Below are 22,152 nucleotides of genomic sequence, written 5' to 3'. Positions count from 1 at the left end.
TGTTTCACCTTCAGAACGTAGAGATAATGAATATGCAATGGATGTTAATTTTACTGGTTATTCTCGGCGGCATGGGCCTCTCCGTAGAGGCTGGCTTGCTGGGGCCACTGGGTGGGGAAGTCGGCGATTTATGGGCCACGTTCAGTATTTTCGGTACAGGTGCCGCGCTGACGTTTCTGCTGATGCTGTTTTTCAGCCCGCGTAACAGTCCGTCGTTTTTCGCACAGCCCGCATGGCAACTGCTCGGCGGCGTACTCGGGCCCGTTTACGTCGTCATTTTGACCCTCGCCACGCCGGCCATCGGCATTGCCCTGACGATGATTGGCATTCTGGCAGGTCAGGTCTTTAAGAGTCTTATCATTGACCACTATGGGTTGCTGGGCACCACGCCCAGAAAGATTAACGGTAAACGCATCATCGCGCTGCTTTTCATCATTGCCGCGCTGGTTCTGGTTGCACAGGGGTAACAAAATGACACTGATTATGATTATGTTGGCAGTGTGTGGCGGTGCCACGCTGAGCATCCAGGCCGCCATCAACGGACAGCTGGGAAGCAGCGTGGGCGTCTTTAAAAGCGCGTTTCTGACGTTTTCCGTTGGTGCGCTGGTCACCGCCCTGCTGATCTTCTTCTTTGAACCCAAACAGGCCGTTACCCTGATGGACGTGCCCAAATGGCAGCTGCTCGGTGCCCTGTTCGGCGTGCCCTACATTGTGATAATGGTACTGGCGGTACAACGCATCGGTACCGCCGTTGCCACGGTCGCGGTGATCTTCGGCCAGCTCACCATGAGCATGTTGATTGACAGCTTTGGCTGGCTGGGTAACGCCGTCATTCCGTTTTCGCTGAGCCGTCTCGGGGCCATCGTCTGCCTGGCCATTGCGCTGATCTTCATCTACCTCAGCAGCAAAACCCCCGCCGAACCGGCACCCAGGAGCGAGTAACGTCACGCCTTGCGGGTAAAGAACAGCGTCACCGTGGCGACGGTGACGCCCAGTTTCTTCAGCTCTGTTTTATTGAACAGATGGGTTTCATCCTGCAGGTACATCCAGTCGTCAAAGTGCAGCAGCCAGGTGCTGCCATTGGCTTTCACCTGCATGCTGTAATGCCAGTTGAAGGCGTTTCCCGCCGCCTGCCCGGTCGCCACCCCTTCGATATCCCCTGCCGTGCCTTCGTAGCGATCGCCCCCCATCCGTCGGATATGCCATACCCGCTGCTGCTTTTCGCCGTCGTCATAGACGAAATGTTCATTGAGCGTCAGCGTATCGCCGATAACGTCCCCGGCAATCTCAACGTGAAACCGGCGCAACTGTTTACCGCTGCGATCCTGCACCATGCCCCACGCTTCGGTTTTCCCCTGAAAATAGTGGAAGATATCCAGCTTCGGCTGCTGCTGACGGTATTCCGTCACCTCTGTACTGCAGCCGGCCAGCAGCATCGTTACCGCCAGCGCGATGACCAGAATACGTTTCATTGTTGCCCTCCTGTCAGCTGCTGACGCAGCGCGGGATATTGCGTGCGGGGACTGAGCCAGATTGCCAGAAAGCGCGTGCTGAACGCGGCGGACTGACGTGGTCCCAGCGGAATAAAGTCTTTCTGCGTCGCCAAAGCGCGGTACCAGAACTGCCCCTGCCTGTCGGTGACCACAAACGCCAGCTGGCTGCCCGGCCCAACATCGGGCCAGAGCGACTGGAGCATACGCAGCCAGGCTGCGCTTTGGGGCTCCTGCTCGAGGATCCCCTGCGCCTGCCACTGATCGCGCGTTGCCTCAACCAGGTCTTCACGGTCGATTTCACGCGCGTAAGTGATGATCAACGCCCGATCCCCGTTCTCCCCGCTGTAACGTCCCTCCGGCGTGCGAAGCTGTGAGGTATAGACGGTGAACGGCCCCCAGGTCAGCGTGGCGTCACCGACCTTGCGCCAGGTCAGCCAGTCGGCAGCCTGAGCCACGGGGGACAGGATTATCAGTAAGAGAAGCAGTGCCGCAGCTCTCATTTTTGTCTCCCCACCAGCAGATGGAAAAACAGCATCAATACCAGCCAGCCCGGTGCCATCCAGCTGATGACAATAAAGGTCGGCTCCAGAAAAGTAATGGCATCAAGCCGTTCGCCAATCAGATAGGCGACAGGCCCGCCCACGGTTGCCAGCAGGGTCAGCAGCCAGCCGGGTAATGTTGTTGTGCGCGTCAGCTGAGTCCAGACGGTGGCGAACATCAGCCACAATGCCACCATCCACAGCGGCATCAGTGACTCACCCGTAAACGCAAGCAGGCCCGTCAACGCCCAGAGCGTATCCAGCAGGCTCCCTGCCGCGGCCAGCGCAATGGCGTAAAGTCGGTACGCGGACGGCAACAGCAGGCAGGCCACAACCGCCAGCACGATCCAGATAATCAGGCCCTGCTCGCGAAAGAGCACCACCAGCGCCCAGTAAAAATCGAACGCGATAGCCAGCAGAAAGACCTGCAAATAATGTTTCATACGCGCTCGGCGGTCAGCTGCACCACGCTGATGGTGCGGGCGTTAAACCCGGCTTCGCAGTAGCCGAGGTAGTACAGCCACATCCGACGAAACCGCTCATCGAACCCAAGCTTTTCAATCTCCTGCCATGCATGCACGAAGCGCTGGCGCCAGAGAGCCAGCGTGCGGGCATAGTCGGGCCCCATATCAAAGAGATTGCGCATCACGAAATCGGTGTGGCGCGTCATAAGCTCATTCATGGCGGTGATGCTTGGTAAAAAACCGCCGGGGAAAATGTAGCGCTGGATAAAGTCGACGCTTTTGCTGTAGTCGCGATAGCGCTGGTCCTGAATGGTGATGGCCTGTATTGCCATACGACCTCCCGGTCGCAGCCTGGCCTGACAGGTGCGGAAGAAAGTTGGCAGATAGCGCTGCCCCACGGCCTCAATCATCTCTATCGAGACCAGCTTGTCGTACTCTCCGGTGAGGTCGCGGTAATCGCACAGCAGTACCTCAACGCGATCCTGCAACCCGGCGCGGACAATCCGTTCTTTCGCCCAGAGATACTGCTCCTGCGACAGCGTCGTGGTGGTCACCCGACAGCCATAATGACGGGCGGCATATTCCGCCATCGCTCCCCAGCCGGTGCCAATTTCCAGCAGGTGATCATTGGCGTTCAGCGCCAGCTGATCGCACAGGCGAGCCATTTTGGCCTGTTGAGCCGCTGTGAGATCCTGCTCATCTGCGGTGAACAGCGCACTGGAGTAAAGCAACTCGTTGTCCAGAAAATGGGCATAGAAGGTGTTACCCAGATCGTAATGCGCGGCAATATTTTCGCGGGCCTGGGCGCGTGAGTTTCGCCGCGTCCAGTGACGAAGCCGTTCAAGCGGCCTGCTGAACAGGCGAAATCCCTTTTCCAGCCGGCCAAGCACCTGCCCGTTAAGCGCCAGGATCTCAAGCAATGGCGTGAGCTGTGTGGTTTCCCATTCGCCATCCATCCAGGCCTCAGCGGCGGCGAGGCTACCCCCCATTAAGACACGCCAGTACACGCCCGGGCTCAGGATCTGAACGTCAGCATGCAGCGCAGCGGATGTCTCGCCGAAATGGAACGTCTGCGCACCCTCACGCAGGGTCAGCGAGCCGCCGCGGATACCGCTTAACAGACGAAACAGCAGCCAGCGCGCGATGCGGACGTTGCGCGGGATATCGGGTTCAAGCGCAAAGACGGGATCGGTCATGAGCGTTCACTCCTGCTGACGGGATGGTTATACAGCGGCACGCGCTTGAGCCACAGCCGCAGCGCCTGCCAGTAAATAGCGAAAACGGTTTTGAGGGTCATCAGTGGAATGCGCAGCAGCAGCGACCGCAGTGCCGCCCGGGTAAGCGGCTCCCGGCGTAGCGCCAGCGTGGCGTCAAACACCTTCGCTTCCTGATGGTTTTCAATGTGCATATGCAACGAGTCGTCAGGCGGGTTAAAGCGCCAGTGGTAAACCATGTCCATCGGGTTAAAAGGGGAAACATGAAACGCTTTTTCTGTGGGACGCGCATCCTGCCCATTCACCGCGTAGTAATGACGCTCATTCCACGGGGTATTGCGAACTTCCGCCAGCACCCAGCGCAGCGTCTCCGCCCGGTCATAGCAGTAGTAAAAGTTGACCGGATTAAAATGGAATCCGAAGTAGCGCAGCTGCGTCAGGAGCATAACCCGCCCCTGCGGCCGTTCTCCGGTCAGGCTTTCAAGCCTGGTGAGGACATTCTCTTTAAGCGGCGTGCCCAGCGGATAATCTGCATCATGGAACGAGGCGGCGGCAACGCGATTGCGACGTACCCCGACCGCGGGCAACGTCTCCAGCTCATCGAGATCGAGCCAGGCCATAAAGACGCTGTAGCGGAACTGGTGCGCTTTCGGCCGGAAGCGACGATGGCGTAATACACCGTGATAGAGGCAGCTGTTCATTTCAGTTCCCCTCCCCGGCGGCTATCGCATTCACCACGTCCAGCGCACTGCGCACGCCATCTTCATGAAAGCCGTTGTACCAGTAAGCGCCGCAGAACCAGCTACGCTGGTGGCCGTTAATCTCACCGCGACGCGCCTGTGCACGCCAGCTTTTGGGGTTAAACAGCGGGTGTTCATAGACAAAGCGTTTCAGAACGAAGCGTTCATCCACGGGGATGTCCGGATTAAGGGTGACGCAGAACAACGGGCTACCCGCAGGCAACCCCTGCAAAATATTCATGTTGTAGGTGACGCAGGCGCTGGCCTGATCCTGCTGGCTCAGACGGTAGTTCCAGCTCGCCCAGGCACGCTGACGTACCGGTAGCCAGCGCGGATCGCTGTGAAGCACCACCTCATTACGCTGCCAGCCGATATCGCCCAGCACGTCCTGCTCAGCCGCGCTCGGCGCGTCAAGCATCGCCAGCGCCTGCCCGGAGTGACAGGCAAAAATCACCTGATCAACGCTGTGGCTCGCGTTGTCGAGCTGGATCGTTACCCCATTCTGCTGACGAATCACCCGCTGCACCGGGGCGTTGAGGTGCAGCGTCAGGCGGTCACCGAGTTTATCCAGCATGGCGCGGATGTATTCCCGCGAACCTCCGGGCACGACGTACCACTGCGGACGATGCGTCACATCCAGCAGGCCGTGATTGTCAAAGAAACGCAAAAAGAGCGGCAACGGAAAACGTTTCATCTCCTGCAACGACGATGACCAGATGGCCGCCCCCATTGGCAGAATGTAGTGACGCGCGAAAAACGGCGTAAAGCGGTGTCTCTCCAAAAACGTCTGCAGCGTCGCGTGCGGGTCTGGCTCGCTCTCCAGCGCCTGTTTCGCCAGGCGATTAAAGCGGACAATCTCCCCGAGCAGCCGCCAGAACGACGGGTTCACCAGGTTTCGACGCTGGGCAAATAACGAGGTCAGGGTGTGTCCGTTGTACTCCAGCCCGGTTTGCGGGTTATGCACCGAAAAGCTCATCTGCGTCTTTTGCCCACTGATACCCAGCTCGCTCAGCAGGCCCATAAATCGTGGGTAGGTACGGTCGTTGTAGACGATAAAACCGGTATCGATGGCGAAAGTACCCTGTGGCGTCGGCACGTCAACCGTCGCGGTATGACCGCCGGGAGTGGCCCCCGCTTCGAAGAGCGTCACCTCGTGATGACCGGCAAGACGCCAGGCACAGGTCAACCCGGCGATGCCGCTGCCGATAATGGCAATCTTCATGAACGCACCATCCTGCGCAGCAGTGCGCGCTGAAGAAATGCGGGAAGCCCTGAGAGCAACCGCAAGATAAGGCCAAACCCCACCGGAAACGCAATTTGCATTTTCCCTTTCGCCAGCCCGGTCCGAATGGCCTGAACGGCCTCCTCAACGCTCACCCTGCCCGGCATGGCAAAGTCATTTTTTCGCGTCAGCGGCGTATCAACGAAGCCCGGGAATACCACCGTCACGGCGATCCCTTTCGGCTCCCAGTCGAGCCGCAGACTGTCGGCAAACCAGCTCAACGCCGCTTTGGACGCGCCGTAAGCCTCTGCGCGCGGGAACGTCAGCCAGTGCGCCATGGAGCTGACCAGCACCACGCGGTTGCCTGAAACCAGCTGCGGCTGTAACGCGGCCAGACAGTTCACCGGCCCGAGGAAATTGGTGGTCATCACCCGCTCTACCAGCGCTGCATCCACCACGCCCTGCTCAAGGTATTCGCAGGTACCGGCGCAGAGAATAACCAGGTCGGCATAGCAGCCCGTCAGCGCCTGGCGACAGGCGTCCCTGTCTGTCATATCGAACAGGCGAACCGTGATAGTGGGGCTGTGCTGATGCAGGGCGTCCAGACGCGCCGGATCGCGCCCGCAGGCGATAACCGTGTGGCCGTCAGCGGCGAAGGATTTCGCCAGCCCGGCGCCGATGCCCGAGCTTGCTCCGGTAATCAGAACCGTGCTCATGCGTTTACCCTCCGCTTCACGCCGCGCACTGCCCAACCGAGCAGCGGAAGGTGTTCGTAGATCATCTCTCCGGCGTCGTAATAGTCACGCTGGCGAGTAATCAACCCATGTTCGGTCTCCACCACCGAACATCCCGGCAGGTCGAGCGGCTCGCCTCCGGCAATGCGCGGATGCGACCAGTGCATAATCCACGTGACAACGAAACGGCGGTCACCGAACAGCGGAGGATCAATGGTAAAACGGCAATTTTCTACATTGGCCAGCAAATGGGTGAAATAGCGCTGGAGCGCGAAAATCCCGTCATGCTCGCCGAACGGATCGATAAGCGTGGCATCCGAATGATAAAGCCCAACCAGCGCTGAGGGCGGCTGGCTATCCAGTGCGGTGTAGTACTCAACAAACCGACTCACGACAGAGGGCAAAGTGCTCATGGGTCACATCCTGGCGGTAAACAACGTGGCGTAATCGCATAATTAAAACTTACACAATTAACGTTATTTGTCCAAGTTTGTGTAAAACTATTTTTTATTTATATTATTTTTCAAAAAGTTACACATGTGTTGCCGATGCTTTTTTCAGAACATTTTCTGACACACCTGTTTCACGTTTTGCTTTTCAGTTTTACCTTAAGGCGCATTTCCCCTTCTTCTTCCAGACTTATCCTTTTTAATCATAAGGATGAGGAAACCCCGCGATGAAACGTTTCTTTCTGTCACTTTTCTCCAGTCCGGAATCATTGCTCCAGGTGATGAGCCAGCAGGAAATTATCGAAGCCGTAGAGGATGGCGATCGCATCATCATCGACCAGGACGGGAACGCCTCGGTGAACTACAAGAGCAACGAGGTACGACAGGATTTCCTGCGTCATGTTAACGCGCTGAAGAGGGCCTGATATGGGAACGGCTATCTTTATGGTGCTGATGGTCTGTGGGTACTGGTACACCAGCCGTGACCTGTCGACCCGTTTTAAAATCAAGCGATCTTTCGGCTGGGATGTCTATTTTCTCGTTGCCCTGTATGGCTGTATCTTCGTTCTGCAAGGGGTGATCGCCACGGGGCTGCTCTGGCTGTTGCTCTATGCACTTTCTGCCGCCGACAACACCTTCCACTTCACGGCGCAAACCTATGCCGACTGGCAAATAGATTTTATGAACTGGAGCTTTTTAGGTATTCAGGCACCGGTTGTCGTCATGCTGGCCTTCGCTATCCTGTTTTGTCTTTATCGTTCTAACTGGGCTGGCAGCGCCAGGCTGGACGGTGAAGGCAGGAAGAAGCTCTACAAACGTCTCGCGCAGTCGAGCGGTATCGAACAACTGCTGTATCAGTGTATGGAGCAAGGGGAGCTGGCGCAGGTGACGCTGCGCTCGAGACGGATTTATGTCGGCATGATCCACACCGCAACGCTCGAGTATGAAAAAACCGCCAATATCGTGCTGATCCCCATGCTAAGCGGCTATCGCGATGAAGAGACAATGCGGATTTGCATCGAAAATAATTACAGCAAATGGTATGCCCGCCACGACATTACTCTGGATTCAGAACCCGGAAGCGCAATGGACTTCAGAAAGGTGATCATGCTGAATCAGATTGAGAGTATTTCCCTGTTTGATCCGGCCAGTGCCAGCTCGCTGGCGCTGGCGGAACGGGCAGAAGATGATGACTAAAGGCAGGAGCCTGGCATTCACTGCCAGGCTCCGCGCCAGCCCTTCCATGCTAAGCGTATTTCGTCGACGGCCGATCGTGCCCCGGGTCAGGCGGCGTTTTCTGTCAGCCGTTCTACTCCCTTTTTCAATGAGCTTATGACCTCATCCGCTGCGATCCCCATTTGCGCATGAATAATCGCGCCGTCGATCAGCATCATGATTTCATTAACGGTTTTCTCATCGGTTATGCCGGTCAGGGACGCTATTTTTGCCTTTGTTTCGGTTTTATGATTGCGGCAAATATCTTTTATTTCGCCTTCATTTTCTTCAGATTTTGCTTCTGCGCTGGCATTAATAAAGGCGCACCCATGGAATAACGGCGAAATAAACCATTCATACAGCGTGTCTGATAATGCACTGGCCGGGGTTTTGCCCGCAGCAAGATGTCGACGCAGCGTGCTTTCAAACCAGTCAATCCATATTTCGTGTCGATAGTGGAGATAGGCAACAATCAGTAAACTTTTTCCCGGAAAATGGCGATAAAACGTCACTTTCGTGACTTTAGCCTGCTTGATAATGGTATCCACGCCCGTTGCTTTAAATCCGCTGGAATAAAACAGATCGTGCGCGGTAAGCAATATTTTTTCCCTCACACTGATTGTTTTATCGTTATTCAAGTTGACTCTGTTCACAGATCGACGGCCTCAATTGACAGGTTGACAGCGTTATTTTTCAGGCCTAGATTAACACCAGTAGACAGACCTGTCTACCTAATACCAACCAGAGGTAGCCGAAATGAACACACGCCCCCCTTTACCGCCTTTTACGCGTGAAAGTGCCATCGAAAAAGTCAGACTGGCAGAAGATGGCTGGAACAGTCGCGATCCGGCCAAAATCGCACTTGCCTATTCGCTGGATACCCAGTGGCGAAACCGCGCGGAGTTTGCCACTAACCGTCAGGAAGCGCAGGCATTCCTGGAGCGCAAATGGAAAAAAGAGCTGGATTATCGTCTGATCAAAGAGCTGTGGGCATTTACGGAAAACCGTATCGCCGTGCGCTATGCCTATGAATGGCATGATGATTCAGGCAACTGGTATCGCTCTTACGGTAATGAAAACTGGGAATTCGAGCCGGATGGTCTGATGAAGCGCCGCTTCGCCTGCATCAACGATATGCCGATAAAAGCGTCTGAGCGCCTGTTTCACTGGCCGCTGGGCAGACGTCCTGATGACCACCCTTCACTGAGCGACCTGGGGCTGTAGGTTTCGTCAGGATCATGCTTCGCCATTACGGGGGGTTATACGCTCCGGGTAACCTTTCGGTTACCCGGGCGGGCTTATCTTTTACACCACGAAAAAGAGGCAGACTATTATTTAAATCACACCCAACTGTTTCATCAGCGTCAGGTTATCTTCAATATGCCAGTTGGAAACTATTTTACCGTTGCCGATCTCATAGATATCCGTCGCGATAAAATCAACGTTCTGACCCTGCCCTTTTATTTTGCCAAATGTCCCGCTGAAATGACCGTGGAAATGCAAATGGGACACGACACGATTACCCGTAACGATCATTTGTTCCACCTCGCAGCGTAAATCCGGCACCGCGGTGCGAAATGCCCTCGAGGCCATAATGGCGCCCTCTGGCCCCTGTTTACGGCCTTCCGGTGGGGTTTTATCCACAAAATTAACCGCCAGCGCTTCCCGCGCCAGAGACTCTTTGCCGGTATCCCAGAACGTGGCATACGTAACGGCCGCATGTTCGCTCGCCGTTAATTGCGTTTGCGACAGCGTGTTATCCACGATAAGAAGATTCGGTTTCACCCGGTCGCTCTGGGCCGAATAAGCCACGCCGGATACGCCAGCCAGAATTAACGCCAGCACAGCTGGACGTGCATATGTTGAATATTGCATAAACGCTTACAACCTGTGATTACGTTTTCCGCCAGCATGTTCACTGCCGGAATCAATTCGGATCAACACGGGGTCAGTTAATTAATGCCCCGCCCTCAATATCAATCACCGAGCCCGTAACAAAGGCATTATCGATGGCAAAGAGATAGCCCTGAGCAACGTCTTCCGCTCGTCCCCACGCTTTAGCGGGCAACGTCTGTGCTGCAACAGTCAGCATTTTTTCCCGCGCAGCCGCATCCATCCCGGCGTGGGCTTCGGTATCGGTCAGACCCGGGCTGATGACGTTTACGCGACGCGGTGAAAGTTCTTTTGCCAGCACTTTTGTTGCCGCCTCGATGGCGGCGTTCATGGTGGTTTTGACTATGGCACCCGCTACCACGCGGCGTGCAACAAATCCGCTGGTCAGCGTCAGCGTACCGCGGGGCGAAATATTCCCGCTCAGATACCTGGCGACATGCATGCTGCCCCAAAATTTGGTATCAAAAGCCAGTTTCGCCGCGCCAGGGTCGAGGCTGGAAAGCGCCCCTCCCGGTGCCTGAGAGCCGGCCGTGACAATAATATTGTCGACCTCACCCAGCGTTTCGCTTAACGCGATCACCTCTGCTTCATTGCTAATATCGAGGACGAGGGTCTCAACAGAGGCGGGAGATGGACTGAGCCGCGCGCGGGCAGCGTTCAGTTTCTCTTTATTGCGTCCCGCGAGAATAATGTCGTCGCCGCGCTCTGCCAGGGCACGGGCTACAGCAAAACCAATACCGGACGCGCCGCCAATAATTAACGTTTTACGGGTCATCATTTTTCCTCACTCAGGTTGTAGGTGGGATAATCGGTATACCCCACAGCTGTACCACCAAAGAGCGTGGCGGGATCGCTGACGTCATTCAGCGGCCAGTGATGCGCCAGCCGCTGTGGTAAATCGGGGTTGGCAATAAACGGGCGTCCAAACGCAATCAAATCGGCATACCCTGCTGCGAGGATTTTTTCCGCCTTTTCGGGGGTATAATTTCCTGCCACGATCAGGGTGCCACGGAATGTTTCGCGCAGTTTTTTGCGGAAACTTTCCGGAACCTGCGGCGCATCATCCCAGTCGGCTTCCGCCAGGTGAATAAACGCAATACCTCGTTGCTGGCACCAGGCCGCGAGGGCGAGAATGGCTTCGATGACCTGCGGATCGTTCATTCCCCGCTGTGTAATAAACGGCGAAAGCCGGATACCGGTGCGCTCAGCGCCTATGGCCTGCGCAATGGCATCGAGCACCTCCTGCGCGAAGCAGATCCGGTTCACAAGACTGCCGCCATACTCATCCGTGCGAATGTTTGACGTGGTTCTCAGGAACTGATCAATCAGATAGCCGTTTCCGCCGTGCACCTCCACGCCATCAAACCCGGCCTGAACGGCATTGAGCGCCGCCTGTCGGTACTGTTCGACGACGAGCGCGATCTCTTTTCGCGACAGCACGCGTGGCGTCGGGCAGTCAACCATTTGACCCTCGCCATGTTCATTCACCACCCATACTTTCGCATCGGGTGCCAGCGCGGAGGGGGCGACGGGCAGTCCGTCTTCGTGAAAACGCGCATGAGACATCCGCCCCACGTGCCAGAGCTGGGAAAAAATCACCCCTCCCGCCTGATGGACCGCGCCGGTAGTGAGTTGCCACCCCGCAACCTGCTCTGGCGTATGGATCCCCGGAGTCCATGAATAGCCCTGGCCCTGAGGCGAAATCTGCGTGGCTTCGGTGATGATTAAGCCCGCGCTGGCCCGCTGTCGGTAATATTCAGCCATCAGCGTCGAGGGAATATTTCCCGGCTGAAGAGCGCGGGCACGGGTCATTGGTGCCATGACGATGCGATTTTTCAGGTTGAGATCCCCTAACCTGTAGCGTTCAAAAAGTGAGGTCTGGTTCATCTGGACGTCCCTTGTGGTTACGATGAAATCACTTTACAGGCGGCATCTGATTTTGATAATTACACTAAAATCAGATGCACTTTTAGGAAAATATGAATAATGGGTAAACTCGAAGATATGGCGCTGCTGGTTGAAGTGGCCGAGGCTGGCGGGCTTTCCGCCGCTGGCCGCCGCCTGTCACTTTCCCCGGCCACCATGACCGCCCGCCTCAAAGCGATTGAAGAACGCTACCAGACGCGCCTGTTTCACCGTTCCACGCGGGCTATCTCCCTCACCCGGGCGGGCGAAGAGTTTTACCATGCGGCACTGCGCGTGCTGGAAGAGATGCATCATGCCGAGTCGTTACTGGCACAAAAAGAGGGCGTGCTCAGCGGCAACATTCGTCTTTCCGCCCCCTCTGACTTTGGCAGGCAGTATCTCAGCCCCGCCGTCATGGCATTTTCCCGCCTGCATCCGGAAATCAAATTTTTCGTTTACTTAAGAGAACACGTAGAGGATCTGGTCGCTAACCGGCTGGATATGAGCATTCGCTTCGGCAACCTGCCGGACAGCAGCCTGGTGGTCAGAAATATCCGTCCCAATCACCGGGTGCTGGTCGCGTCAGCAGCGTATCTTAACGACCAGGGTATCCCTGCCTCCTGTGACGCGCTGACGGACCACCGCTGTCTGGCGCTGGAGTCGCAAGGGGTGGTGATGAATGAATGGCGGTTTGAGGTTGAGGGGAAAGAGCGCGTCGTTCGCGTAGAGCCTGCCATGGTCTGTGATGACGGGGCGCTGCTTCGTCAGTGGGCCCTCGACGGGGCTGGCATTGCGGGCAAATCGTGGTGGGACGTGAAGGACGATGTCGAGAAAGGTAGGCTGAAAGTGTTACTTGCCGGGAGCTTCACCGGCTTTAGCCGGTTTGATCGCAAAGATGTCGGGCTACAGTTTGTCTACCCGCAACGGAAACTCCAGCCGCTTCAGGTCACCGCATTTAGCCAGTTTTTTATCGACTGGCTTAAAAAGACTGAAGGCGGTGAGCTGATGACGTCGTGAAGCCGCCGGTTGCGTTAAACGGCCCGCGTCGGCCGTTTAAAATACATCAACACACGGCTGACCGACTTTATGAAGGGCATCGGTCAAGCGGGTCCGAAGTTCATTCAGCGCCGCTTCTTTCTCCGCCAGTTGCGCCAGTTTGCGTCGCAAAGCGGCCTGTTTTTCCTCCGCGGTAAAGCGATCATCAACCCAGACCGCCAGAACATCGGCGATTTCAGCCAGGGTAAACCCCAGCATTTTGGCATGCCCGATCAGCTTCAGCCGTTGTAAATCCACAGCCGAGTAGACTTTGTAGTTATTACTGCCGTTTGGCTGCGGAATTTTTTCCAGCAAGCCCGCCCTTTCATAATAACGCACCGTCTCTTTCGATAACCCAGTTCTGGCACACAGCTCGCCGATCCTCATCGCGTCGTTCTCACCTTGTAAAAATCACGCTTGACCGTGTACCTGAGTACACGGTTTATCCTGTGCCGCACAGACAGGGAAAACGGGATTTATGTTATGAATTCTTTTGATTATACAGGAAAAACAGCACTGGTTACCGGTGCATCCTCGGGCATCGGACGGGAGTTCGCCCGCCAGCTCGCGGCCCGTGGCGTGGGGTTGATCCTGGTTGCCCGCTCCGAGGCAACGCTGCAGGCGCTTGCGGCTGAGCTTCAGAAAACGCACGGCGTATCACTCACCGTTATCGTGCAGGACTTAACGCTGCCTGAGGCCATTACCCACATTGTGGAACGGCTGGAAGCGTTACGGCTTTATCCCGATATTTTGATTAATAGCGCGGGGTTTGCCACCTACGGGCGATTTGAAAAGCTATCTCTGGCGCGCCAGCGTGAAGAGATCAACGTCAACTGCGTCGCCCCCGTGGCACTCGCGCACGCCCTGCTGCCCGCCATGCTGCGTAAAGGTTCAGGCGTGATGATTAACGTGGCCTCAACCGCTGCCATGCAACCGGATCCGTATATGGCAATTTATGGGGCAACAAAGGCATTTTTACTCTCCTTTTCGAACGCGCTGTGGGGAGAATACCGCGCTTACGGCATCCGCGTGCTGGCGCTTTGCCCCGGCGCAACGGATACCGCCTTTTTTGAGGTGGTGAACGCCGAGGAAGCGTCAGTGGGCAAAAGAATGCCAGCGCAGAACGTGGTCGCGCAGGCGTTACGGGCCGTGGATACGCAACGCAATACGCTGATCCCCGGCTGCGGCAACTGGCTGCTGGGCCAGTTACACCGGTTTGTCACCCGCCGACGTCTGGCGATCATTGCTGAAAAAGTATTACGACCTAAGCCCGCCGGTCAGGGGACGCGTTCAGACGCATAATCCCGTTCAGGTCAAAGCGTGACGTTTCAGTGCCGCACAATTGCACTGAAACGCGCGCAACCTCTCGCAAAGACTGACAATATCCCGCGAAAAACAGTGATACACTTAGCCGACCTGGTTGATGATGCAGTCTTAACGGCTCAGGGCTAACGAGTATTATCCCTCGGGTTCCACAGACGACTGTGCATGTGCCATCTGCCCACTCAACCATGTGACCTAATTACCAAATGGTCACACGTTGTCAATCGGAGCCTGTCACGCTAAGCTGAAATAATGACTAAAGACATGAACACCCCATCCACACGTGGTCCACTCGATCACACGGTCCGAGAGCAAATCGTCGAAGCTGCGTATGAGCACTTCGGCCATTACGGCTATGAAAAAACCACCGTCGCCGAACTTGCGAAAGCCATCGGTTTTTCAAAAGCCTATATCTATAAGTTTTTTGATTCCAAGCAGGCAATCGGCGAGGTCATCTGCGCGAACCGTCTTGATATGATCATGGCGGCGGTCAATGCAGCCATCGCTGATGCGCCATCCGCAAGCGAAAAGCTGCGTCGTCTGTTCAGGGCGCTCACCGAGGCGGGAAGTGAACTGTTTTTCCATGAGCGTAAACTCTACGACATCGCCGCCGTTGCCGCGCGGGACAAGTGGCCTTCAACCGAAAGGTATTCCGAACGTCTGCTGAAGCTGATTGAGAGCATTGTTGTCGAGGGCAGAAAAGCCGGTGAGTTCGAGAGAAAAACCCCTCTGGACGAAGCTACACTGGCGATCTATATGGTGATGTGCCCTTTCATTAACCCTGTTCAGCTGCAGTACAACCTTGAAGCCGCCCCGACCGCGGCGGTTGTCCTCTCCTCTCTGATTTTGCGAAGCCTGGCCCCCTGATTAGTGACCATTGACTTTATTGGTCACCCGAATGAGAATGCGGATACCGTCCTGTTAATGTAATAAGGGTTCCCATGCTCAGGCTTCATTCAGCCCGCCTTGCCGTATGCCTCCTGCCGTTTGCCCTGGTGGCATGCGGCGATAACCACGCCAGTGACGATCCGCGCACGCAGCCACCGCTTGTCAGGTCTGCGTCCGTGATCCCTGCGAACGAGACGTCACGCGCCTTTACCGGCGTGGTGGTGGCAAGAACGCAAAGTGATTTAGGCTTCAGGGTGCAGGGCAAAATTCTCGAACGTCTTGTCGATACGGGTCAGACCGTTAAGCAGGGCCAGCCTTTAATGCGTCTGGATCCTGTTGATCTGAAATTACAGGCGCAGGCCCAGCAGCGAGCGGTGGATGCTGCCCAGGCGCGCGCGCGTAAAGCGTCCAGCGATGAGGCGCGTTATCGCGGCCTTGTGGCATCCGGTGCAGTGTCGGCGTCGGAATACGACCAGATTAAAGCCGCAGCCGACAGCGCCAGAGCGGAGCTCAGCGCTGCCCGGGCACAGGCAGGCGTGGCGCAAAACGCCACCGGTTATGCCGTGCTACTTGCCGATTCAGACGGCGTGGTGATGGAGACGCTTGCCGAGCCTGGACAGGTGGTCAGCGCCGGGCAGGCGGTGGTCCGTCTGGCCCGCGCGGGGCAGCGCGAGGCGCTGGTCCAGTTGCCGGAAACCCTGCGCCCTGCCGTAGGAAGTACAGCCCTGGCAACGCTCTACGGTAACGAAAAACAGCCCGTTAGCGCGAAGCTGCGCCTGCTGTCTGATTCAGCCGATGCGACCACCCGTACCTTTGAGGCCCGATACGTGCTGGATGGCGCGCTGGCGAACGCGCCGCTGGGGGCAACCGTGACGCTGAGCATCGAACACGGCAAAGGCGACAGCCGGGTGATGCAGGTTCCTCTGGCGTCTCTCTACGATGCGGGGAAAGGGCCTGGCGTCTGGCGTATTTCCGCTCAGCCGACAAAAGTCGTCTGGCAGCCTGTCAGGGTGCTTAGCGTAGGGGATGATATCGCCAGAGTGACCGGCGGCGTACAGCCCGGAGAGAAGATTGTTGCGTTAGGTGTCCATCTTCTGCACGAAGGCGAAGCGGTCCGGCTGGCGGAACAGCGCGATGCCACTCAGGCGGGGATGACACCATGAGTGGAGGTCGTTTCAACCTGTCAGCGCTTGCGGTACGCGAGCGCTCGGTCACGCTGTTCTTGATTATTCTGGTTACCCTTGCCGGTATTTTCTCGTTTTTTGGCCTTGGCCGCGCGGAAGATCCGCCCTTCACGGTTAAGCAAATGACGGTTATCACCGTCTGGCCCGGGGCAACCGCACAGGAAATTCAGGATCAGGTCGCCGAGCCGCTGGAAAAACGTCTGCAGGAGCTCAAATGGTATGACCGTACGGAAACGTATACCCGCCCCGGTATGGCGTTTATCACGTTGTCATTGCAGGACAAAACCCCGCCTTCTCAGGTTCAGGAAGAGTTTTACCAGGCGCGAAAGAAACTGGGGGATGAAGCCAAAAACCTTCCGGCGGGCGTCATGGGGCCGATGATCAATGACGAGTTTTCCGATGTCACCTTTGCCCTTTTTGCACTGAAAGCGAAAGGCGAACCACAGCGTCTGTTAGTGCGTGACGCCGAAGCCCTGCGCCAGCAGCTTTTGCACGTTCCGGGCGTAAAGAAAGTGAACATCATCGGGGAACAGGCCGAGCGGATTTACATCTCCTTCTCGCATGACCGTCTGGCGACACTGGGACTCTCGCCGCAGGATATTTTCACCACGCTCAACAGCCAGAACGCATTAACCGCGGCGGGCTCGATTGAAACGCGCGGGGCGCAAATCTTTATCCGCCTCGACGGCGCTTTCGATAAATTGCAGAAGATCCGCGATACGCCCCTGATCGCACAGGGCAAAACGCTCCGGCTGTCCGACGTGGCAACGGTTGAACGGGGGTATGAAGATCCACCGACCCTGCAGATCCGTAACCAGCAAGAACCCACCCTGCTGCTCGGTATTGTGATGCGTGAAGGCTGGAACGGCCTGGCGCTGGGTAAAGCGCTGGATGCTGAAACGTCAAACATCAATGCCAATATGCCTCTGGGGATGACCCTGACGAAAGTCACCGATCAGTCGGTGAATATCCGCTCGTCGGTCGATGAGTTTATGATCAAGTTCTTCGTCGCCCTGCTGGTGGTGATGGTGGTGTGTTTTGTCAGTATGGGGTGGCGCGTGGGCATCGTTGTCGCGGCGGCAGTGCCGCTGACGCTGGCGGTCGTTTTTGTCGTGATGGAAGCCTCCGGTATAAACTTCGACCGCGTTACCCTGGGCTCCCTTATTCTTGCCCTCGGCTTACTGGTTGATGATGCCATTATCGCCATCGAAATGATGGTGGTAAAAATGGAGGAAGGCTACGACAGAATTAAAGCCTCCGCCTACGCCTGGAGCCATACCGCCGCGCCAATGCTGGCCGGAACCCTGGTGACAGCCATCGGGTTTATGCCGAATGGTTTTGCGCAGTCAACCGCCGGGGAGTACACCAGTAATATGTTCTGGGTAGTCGGCCTCGCCCTGATAGCTTCGTGGTTTGTGGCGGTGGTGTTCACCCCTTATCTGGGCGTCAAAATCCTGCCGGACATCGCAAAAGTCGAAGGCGGTCATGCCGCCATCTATGACACCCCGCGCTATAACCGTTTTCGTCATACCCTGAGCCGCGTGATCGCCCGAAAATGGATCGTCGCCGCGTCCGTCGTGGCCATCTTCACCCTCGCAGTACTGGGGATGGGGCTGGTTAAGAAACAGTTTTTCCCGACGTCCGACCGCCCCGAGGTGCTGGTGGAAGTGCAGATGCCGTATGGCACATCGATTGAGCAAACCAGCGCCGCCACCGCGAAAATCGAAGCGTGGCTGCGCAAACAGCCTGAAGCCAGCATCGTCACCGCCTACATTGGCCAGGGTTCGCCGCGCTTTTATCTGGCGATGGCCCCTGAGTTGCCCGATCCCTCTTTCGCGAAGGTTGTCGTCATGACGGACAGCGAGAAGTCACGCGAGGCGCTTAAGTTCCGCCTTCGCGAAGCGGTAGCCCGCGGGCTGGCTCCGGAGGCACGCGTGCGGGTCACGCAGCTGGTGTTCGGGCCTTATTCTCCCTTCCCGGTCGCCTGGCGAGTAATGGGACCGGATGTCAATAAACTGCGTGACATTGCAGATAACGTTAAAGGTGTGCTGCAGGCCAGCCCGATGATGAGAACCGTCAATACCGACTGGGGTTCACGCGTACCGACCCTGCATTTCACCCTCGATCAGAACCGCCTGCAGGCTACCGGTTTAACGTCGAACGCCGTTGCCCAGCAGCTTCAGTTCCTGCTGTCGGGCGTTCCCATCACCTCCGTGCGGGAAGATATTCGCTCGGTACAGGTTACGGGGCGCGCCGCGGGTGATATCCGCCTTGATCCGGCGAAGATAGAGGGCTTTACCCTGGTGGGTAACGCCGGGCAACGCGTTCCGCTGTCACAAATCGGGGAGATTGAGATCCGAATGGAAGATCCGCTGTTGCGCCGTCGCGATCGTACGCCCACGATTACCGTGCGGGGAGACATTGCCGAAAACCTTCAGCCCCCGGATGTGTCAACCGCCATCATGAAACAGCTGCAACCCATTATTGATTCGCTTCCACCTGGCTATCGCATCGAAATGGCGGGATCGATTGAGGAATCCGGCAAAGCCACCCAGGCCATGGCTCCGCTGTTCCCCATCATGATTGCCCTGACGCTGCTGATAATCATTCTGCAGGTGCGTTCACTCTCGGCCATGGTCATGGTATTCCTGACCGCACCGCTGGGGCTTATTGGTGTGGTTCCTACGCTGCTGCTTTTCAATCAGCCGTTTGGCATCAATGCCCTCGTCGGCCTGATCGCGCTTTCGGGGATCCTGATGCGAAATACGCTGATACTCATTGGTCAAATCGATCACAACCAGAAGGACGGTCTCGATCCGTTCCACGCCGTGGTTGAGGCGACCGTACAGCGCGCGAGGCCGGTCTTACTGACGGCCATGGCCGCCGTGCTGGCGTTCATTCCCCTGACGCACTCCGTGTTCTGGGGAACGCTGGCCTACACGCTGATTGGCGGAACGCTAGGGGGAACCATTATTACCCTCGTCTTCCTGCCTGCGATGTATGCGATCTGGTTTCGGATCAAACCCGCCGCCTGACGGTGCCGGGCTGGCGTCCGGGATAAGCCCGGCAATCCAGTCTGCAAAGGCACGCACTGCGGGAGAGAGAAAGCGCTGATGGGGATAAAGCAACGTGACGGGCACCGAAGGCGGTTGCCAGTCAGCCAGAACCTCAACCAGCCTTCCCTCCCGCAGATGCGCTGAGACAATACTCTCAGCCAGCTGCGCCAGCCCGAAACCTTCAAGGCACATGTTGATATAAAGCCCGGTGGCATTTACGGCCGCTTCGCCGCGGACAGGGATGGAGACCGTCTCTGTCCCGCGGACAAAGCGTAACGCATCCGCCCGTCGGGTCTGATCGGAAAAATAGTGTATCGCCCGATGCTGTGATAAGTCGTCTGGCGAGCGGGGAGTACCGAACTTCCTGAGATAGTCCGGTGAGGCACAGGTCACCCAGCGAAACCGGCCCAGAGGACGGGCAACAAGAGTCGAGTTATTCAGATCCCCCGTTCGGATCACACAGTCCACCCCCTCCTGCACCAGATCAACCTGCCGATCGTTGACGCCCAACATCAGGTAGATATCCGGATAAAGCCGGTAAAAATCTTTCAGGTGAGGCATCACGATGAAATCCGCGATCCCGCCCGGCATATCCACCCGCAAGCGTCCCTGCGGGCGCCGGACTGACGCCGTCAGGCTCGTTTCGGCATGATCGATTAGCGCCAGTATTTCCTGGCATTGCGCCAGATACTGCACACCTTCAGCGGTGAGGCTCACCCGCCTTGTCGTTCTGTTAAGCAGGCGCACCTGGAGGTAATTCTCCAGATTTTTTATGCTGCTGGTGACCGTTGACGAAGGCAGAGAAAGCGTTTCGGCTGCGCGGACAAAGCTTCCGGCCTGCGCTACCCGCATGAAGATCTGCATTGCCTGAATACGATCCATCTTTTCTCCCCCGACCGTCGCTCACATTATTCTTCGTAGATTATGAATAATGAAAACACGTTAAGCATCTTTTTCGCCGTAATCGGGTGGCGTAATTTCTCACCCATGAAGAGACAAAGGACAAGAAGATGAGCGATTACCTGAGAAATATGATTAACAATCAGAGCATAACCCCACCCGCCACGTTGATTAAGGGCGCAACCCTGCTCAGCATGGATGACAGGGTGGGTAATTTTGAGCGCGGCGATATCCTTATCGAAGGCGCAAAGATCGTCGCCATTGGTGAAAATCTGGCAGCAGAAGGCGCCCGCATAATAGATGCCACACATATGATTGCCATGCCGGGCCTGGTGGATACCCATCGCCATGCCTGGGAGGGACAACTGCGCCGCATTAACCCCGACGCCAAAACGCTTGAAGATTACTGCAACGCCACGCACTTCTCGTTCGCCAGGTATTATCGCCCTGCCGATATTTATATCGGCAACCTGCTCACTGCCCTGGGGTGTATTGATGCCGGTATCACTACGGTGATTGATAATTCCCATAACAGCCGCACCGCTGCGCATTCGGACGCGGCCGTTGAGGCCCTGCTGGATGCGGGGATCCGCGCCGTACACGCTTCCGGTGCACCGGTGTCCGGAGAATGGGACCGCGCGCACTGGCCCGGTAACTGGCAGCGCCTGCAAGAAAAGTATTTCCAGAATAACCCTGAAAGTCTTGTTTCGCTGGCGGTCATGGCCCAGCTGGAGCCGGAGAGATGGCTGGAGGCCCGCAGGCTGGGGTTGCCAATCGTGACCGAATTCTTTGGGGGTGAAATGGCGTCGCAGCTTGAGGCGCTGCATCAGCAGGGGCTTCTGGGACCGGACAATATTTTTAATCACTGCACCGCACTGCCGGACGACGGATGGAAAATCCTGCGGGACGCGGGTGTACGCGTGAACGTCTGCCCCCGCTCCGATGCGCACTATGGGATTGAAGACGGCATGTTTGCCCTTCAGTCCGCGCTGCGCCACGGCATCAGCCCCGGCCTCAGCGTTGACAATGAAACGTCGTACAGCGGCGACATGTTTATGGAAATGCGCGTGGCTTTTTACCTCCAGCGCGTCATGGGCATGCATCAGCAGCGCTGCTGTGGTTCAGCGCACACCGTAAATACGCTTCATACCCAACAGCTCCTGAAAGCAGCCACCGTCGATGGTGCGGCCTGTGCAGGGTTACAGGAGAGCATCGGCAGCCTGACGCCGGGTAAACAGGCCGACCTGGTGCTTATTAACGCCGGCGATCTCAACCTCTATCCGTCCGGCAATGCATTTGGCACGGTGGTCCATGCGGCAGAGCGCAGCAACATCCATACCGTCATGATTGCCGGACGAATCGTGAAGCAAGACGGCAACGTGCTGGGGGTAGACATCACCCGCCTTCGCGAGGCCATTGATGAATCACGTCATCATCTCTTTACCTCAGCCGGGTATGAGCCGGACATATTTGCTGACGCCTTCCTGCCGCTGGCGCAGGATTAAGCCCCTTCAACCACAACAAATGTCCCGGTTGCCGCCCCCGCGCGCAGCTTTCTGGCGGCAACGTACCCGGGACTGTTATAAAAACGTTTGGCCTCAGCATACGAATCAAACTCTAAAACGACATGGCGTTCATGCGCCTCCCCTTCGAGATTTTCATATTCCCCTGACCAGACGATGACCCGGGGGTTGAACCCCTGCAGCGCTTCCCCGGCAGCGTTCGCATATTCTGCATAGGCAGCAGGATCTGTGACGGTCACGTGGGCGATTAAATAACCTTTATTCATCTTCTTTATCCTTCCTGAGGACTGTTGCCGGTGGTGTAAAACGCATCAACCTGTTTGACAGCGTTACGCGGTATGAAGACACTCTATTAGTCATCAATAAGGGAATAAA

Annotated in this window: 26 protein-coding genes; 11 read left to right on the top strand and 15 right to left on the bottom strand. The window is 56.6% G+C overall.

The window, feature by feature from the left end:
• Positions 1–32: 32 nt before the first annotated feature.
• Both F8561_RS12760 and F8561_RS12755 read left to right on the top strand, forming a co-directional pair.
• Positions 33–467 (top strand): DMT family transporter, encoded by a 435-nt coding sequence (locus F8561_RS12760; RefSeq protein ID WP_025204258.1) that lies wholly within the window; start codon positions 33–35, stop codon positions 465–467.
• A 4-nt stretch (positions 468–471) separates the two neighbouring features.
• Entirely contained in the window at positions 472–942 is a 471-nt protein-coding gene (locus tag F8561_RS12755) for a DMT family transporter (protein WP_025204259.1), read from the top strand.
• Between the two features lie 2 nt (positions 943–944).
• Here F8561_RS12755 and F8561_RS12750 read toward each other — a convergent pair whose 3' ends face one another.
• The 8 genes from F8561_RS12750 to F8561_RS12715 are packed head-to-tail and all read right to left on the bottom strand — an operon-like array spanning position 945 to position 6,819.
• Entirely contained in the window at positions 945–1,472 is a 528-nt protein-coding gene (locus F8561_RS12750) for a DUF3833 domain-containing protein (RefSeq protein ID WP_032678108.1), read from the bottom strand.
• Positions 1,469–1,993 (bottom strand): hypothetical protein, encoded by a 525-nt coding sequence (locus tag F8561_RS12745; RefSeq protein WP_025204261.1) that lies wholly within the window; start codon positions 1,991–1,993, stop codon positions 1,469–1,471. Before F8561_RS12745 ends, F8561_RS12750 begins: the two co-directional genes overlap by 4 nt.
• The gene (locus F8561_RS12740; RefSeq protein ID WP_025204262.1) at positions 1,990–2,475 is read right to left on the bottom strand and encodes a DUF2878 domain-containing protein; all 486 of its coding nucleotides are present in this window, start codon (positions 2,473–2,475) and stop codon (positions 1,990–1,992) included. The genes F8561_RS12745 and F8561_RS12740 overlap by 4 nt, the downstream gene beginning before the upstream one ends.
• Positions 2,472–3,692: an SAM-dependent methyltransferase gene (locus F8561_RS12735; RefSeq protein ID WP_138013810.1), complete on the bottom strand. Its 1,221-nt coding sequence runs from the start codon at positions 3,690–3,692 to the stop codon at positions 2,472–2,474. The genes F8561_RS12740 and F8561_RS12735 overlap by 4 nt, the downstream gene beginning before the upstream one ends.
• A complete protein-coding gene (locus F8561_RS12730; protein WP_014169958.1) occupies positions 3,689–4,411 on the bottom strand; it encodes a DUF1365 domain-containing protein in 723 nt (240 codons plus the stop codon). The genes F8561_RS12735 and F8561_RS12730 overlap by 4 nt, the downstream gene beginning before the upstream one ends.
• Position 4,412: 1 nt before the next feature.
• Positions 4,413–5,672: an NAD(P)/FAD-dependent oxidoreductase gene (locus F8561_RS12725; RefSeq protein ID WP_151887541.1), complete on the bottom strand. Its 1,260-nt coding sequence runs from the start codon at positions 5,670–5,672 to the stop codon at positions 4,413–4,415.
• Positions 5,669–6,388, bottom strand: coding sequence for an SDR family NAD(P)-dependent oxidoreductase (locus F8561_RS12720; protein WP_050736756.1), 720 nt, complete (start codon positions 6,386–6,388; stop codon positions 5,669–5,671). The genes F8561_RS12725 and F8561_RS12720 overlap by 4 nt, the downstream gene beginning before the upstream one ends.
• Entirely contained in the window at positions 6,385–6,819 is a 435-nt protein-coding gene (locus tag F8561_RS12715) for a nuclear transport factor 2 family protein (protein WP_014169955.1), read from the bottom strand. The genes F8561_RS12720 and F8561_RS12715 overlap by 4 nt, the downstream gene beginning before the upstream one ends.
• Before the next feature lie 263 nt (positions 6,820–7,082).
• Between F8561_RS12715 and F8561_RS12710 the strand changes: the two genes are divergently transcribed.
• Both F8561_RS12710 and F8561_RS12705 read left to right on the top strand, forming a co-directional pair.
• On the top strand, positions 7,083–7,280 hold the full coding sequence (locus F8561_RS12710) for a hypothetical protein (protein WP_008502331.1): 198 nt from the start codon (positions 7,083–7,085) through the stop codon (positions 7,278–7,280).
• A gap of 1 nt (position 7,281) precedes the next feature.
• Positions 7,282–8,052 carry a hypothetical protein gene (locus F8561_RS12705; protein ID WP_040017411.1) on the top strand — a complete coding sequence of 257 codons (771 nt, stop codon included), beginning with the start codon at positions 7,282–7,284 and terminating at the stop codon, positions 8,050–8,052.
• Positions 8,053–8,138: 86 nt separating this feature from the next.
• On the opposite strand, the gene F8561_RS12700 is transcribed toward F8561_RS12705, so the two are convergent.
• The gene (locus tag F8561_RS12700; protein WP_078774010.1) at positions 8,139–8,723 is read right to left on the bottom strand and encodes a TetR/AcrR family transcriptional regulator; all 585 of its coding nucleotides are present in this window, start codon (positions 8,721–8,723) and stop codon (positions 8,139–8,141) included.
• A gap of 103 nt (positions 8,724–8,826) precedes the next feature.
• Between F8561_RS12700 and F8561_RS12695 the strand changes: the two genes are divergently transcribed.
• A complete protein-coding gene (locus F8561_RS12695) occupies positions 8,827–9,294 on the top strand; it encodes a DUF1348 family protein (RefSeq protein WP_014169951.1) in 468 nt (155 codons plus the stop codon).
• A gap of 111 nt (positions 9,295–9,405) precedes the next feature.
• Here the strand turns inward: F8561_RS12695 and F8561_RS12690 are convergent, their stop codons facing one another.
• The 3 genes from F8561_RS12690 to F8561_RS12680 form a co-directional block, all read right to left on the bottom strand.
• Positions 9,406–9,945 carry an ester cyclase gene (locus tag F8561_RS12690; RefSeq protein WP_014169950.1) on the bottom strand — a complete coding sequence of 180 codons (540 nt, stop codon included), beginning with the start codon at positions 9,943–9,945 and terminating at the stop codon, positions 9,406–9,408.
• Positions 9,946–10,018: 73 nt separating this feature from the next.
• On the bottom strand, positions 10,019–10,738 hold the full coding sequence (locus tag F8561_RS12685; protein WP_151887549.1) for an SDR family oxidoreductase: 720 nt from the start codon (positions 10,736–10,738) through the stop codon (positions 10,019–10,021).
• Positions 10,738–11,850, bottom strand: coding sequence for an alkene reductase (locus tag F8561_RS12680; RefSeq protein ID WP_151887540.1), 1,113 nt, complete (start codon positions 11,848–11,850; stop codon positions 10,738–10,740). Before F8561_RS12680 ends, F8561_RS12685 begins: the two co-directional genes overlap by 1 nt.
• A 99-nt stretch (positions 11,851–11,949) precedes the next feature.
• On the opposite strand from F8561_RS12680, the gene F8561_RS12675 reads away from it, so the two are divergent.
• Complete coding sequence (locus F8561_RS12675; RefSeq protein WP_151887539.1) at positions 11,950–12,885, top strand: LysR family transcriptional regulator; 936 nt, start codon at positions 11,950–11,952, stop codon at positions 12,883–12,885.
• Positions 12,886–12,921: 36 nt separating this feature from the next.
• Here F8561_RS12675 and F8561_RS12670 read toward each other — a convergent pair whose 3' ends face one another.
• Positions 12,922–13,290 (bottom strand): MerR family transcriptional regulator, encoded by a 369-nt coding sequence (locus F8561_RS12670; RefSeq protein WP_020884230.1) that lies wholly within the window; start codon positions 13,288–13,290, stop codon positions 12,922–12,924.
• 96 nt (positions 13,291–13,386) lie between these two features.
• Between F8561_RS12670 and F8561_RS12665 the strand changes: the two genes are divergently transcribed.
• From F8561_RS12665 to F8561_RS12650, 4 genes are all read left to right on the top strand, one after another.
• The gene (locus F8561_RS12665; protein ID WP_049022007.1) at positions 13,387–14,205 is read left to right on the top strand and encodes an SDR family NAD(P)-dependent oxidoreductase; all 819 of its coding nucleotides are present in this window, start codon (positions 13,387–13,389) and stop codon (positions 14,203–14,205) included.
• A 273-nt stretch (positions 14,206–14,478) separates the two neighbouring features.
• Positions 14,479–15,093 (top strand): TetR/AcrR family transcriptional regulator, encoded by a 615-nt coding sequence (locus tag F8561_RS12660; protein WP_014169944.1) that lies wholly within the window; start codon positions 14,479–14,481, stop codon positions 15,091–15,093.
• Between the two features lie 74 nt (positions 15,094–15,167).
• Positions 15,168–16,277, top strand: a complete 1,110-nt coding sequence (locus F8561_RS12655; protein WP_050736753.1) for an efflux RND transporter periplasmic adaptor subunit — start codon at positions 15,168–15,170, stop codon at positions 16,275–16,277.
• Complete coding sequence (locus F8561_RS12650; protein ID WP_151887538.1) at positions 16,274–19,333, top strand: efflux RND transporter permease subunit; 3,060 nt, start codon at positions 16,274–16,276, stop codon at positions 19,331–19,333. Before F8561_RS12655 ends, F8561_RS12650 begins: the two co-directional genes overlap by 4 nt.
• Here F8561_RS12650 and F8561_RS12645 read toward each other — a convergent pair.
• Complete coding sequence (locus tag F8561_RS12645) at positions 19,256–20,236, bottom strand: LysR family transcriptional regulator (RefSeq protein ID WP_151887537.1); 981 nt, start codon at positions 20,234–20,236, stop codon at positions 19,256–19,258. The genes F8561_RS12650 and F8561_RS12645 overlap by 78 nt on opposite strands.
• Before the next feature lie 128 nt (positions 20,237–20,364).
• Between F8561_RS12645 and F8561_RS12640 the strand changes: the two genes are divergently transcribed.
• Positions 20,365–21,759 carry an amidohydrolase family protein gene (locus tag F8561_RS12640; RefSeq protein ID WP_151887536.1) on the top strand — a complete coding sequence of 465 codons (1,395 nt, stop codon included), beginning with the start codon at positions 20,365–20,367 and terminating at the stop codon, positions 21,757–21,759.
• Here F8561_RS12640 and F8561_RS12635 read toward each other — a convergent pair.
• On the bottom strand, positions 21,756–22,043 hold the full coding sequence (locus F8561_RS12635; protein ID WP_014169939.1) for a DUF1330 domain-containing protein: 288 nt from the start codon (positions 22,041–22,043) through the stop codon (positions 21,756–21,758). The two genes, F8561_RS12640 and F8561_RS12635, sit on opposite strands and share 4 nt — an antisense overlap.
• Between the last annotated feature and the right edge of the window lie 109 nt (positions 22,044–22,152).

The organism is Enterobacter sp. 198 (genome assembly GCF_009025585.1).
Taxonomy (GTDB): domain Bacteria; phylum Pseudomonadota; class Gammaproteobacteria; order Enterobacterales; family Enterobacteriaceae; genus Enterobacter; species Enterobacter ludwigii.
The sequence above is the reverse complement of the archived record's forward strand: the minus strand, read 5'-3'. Positions and strand labels throughout refer to the sequence as shown.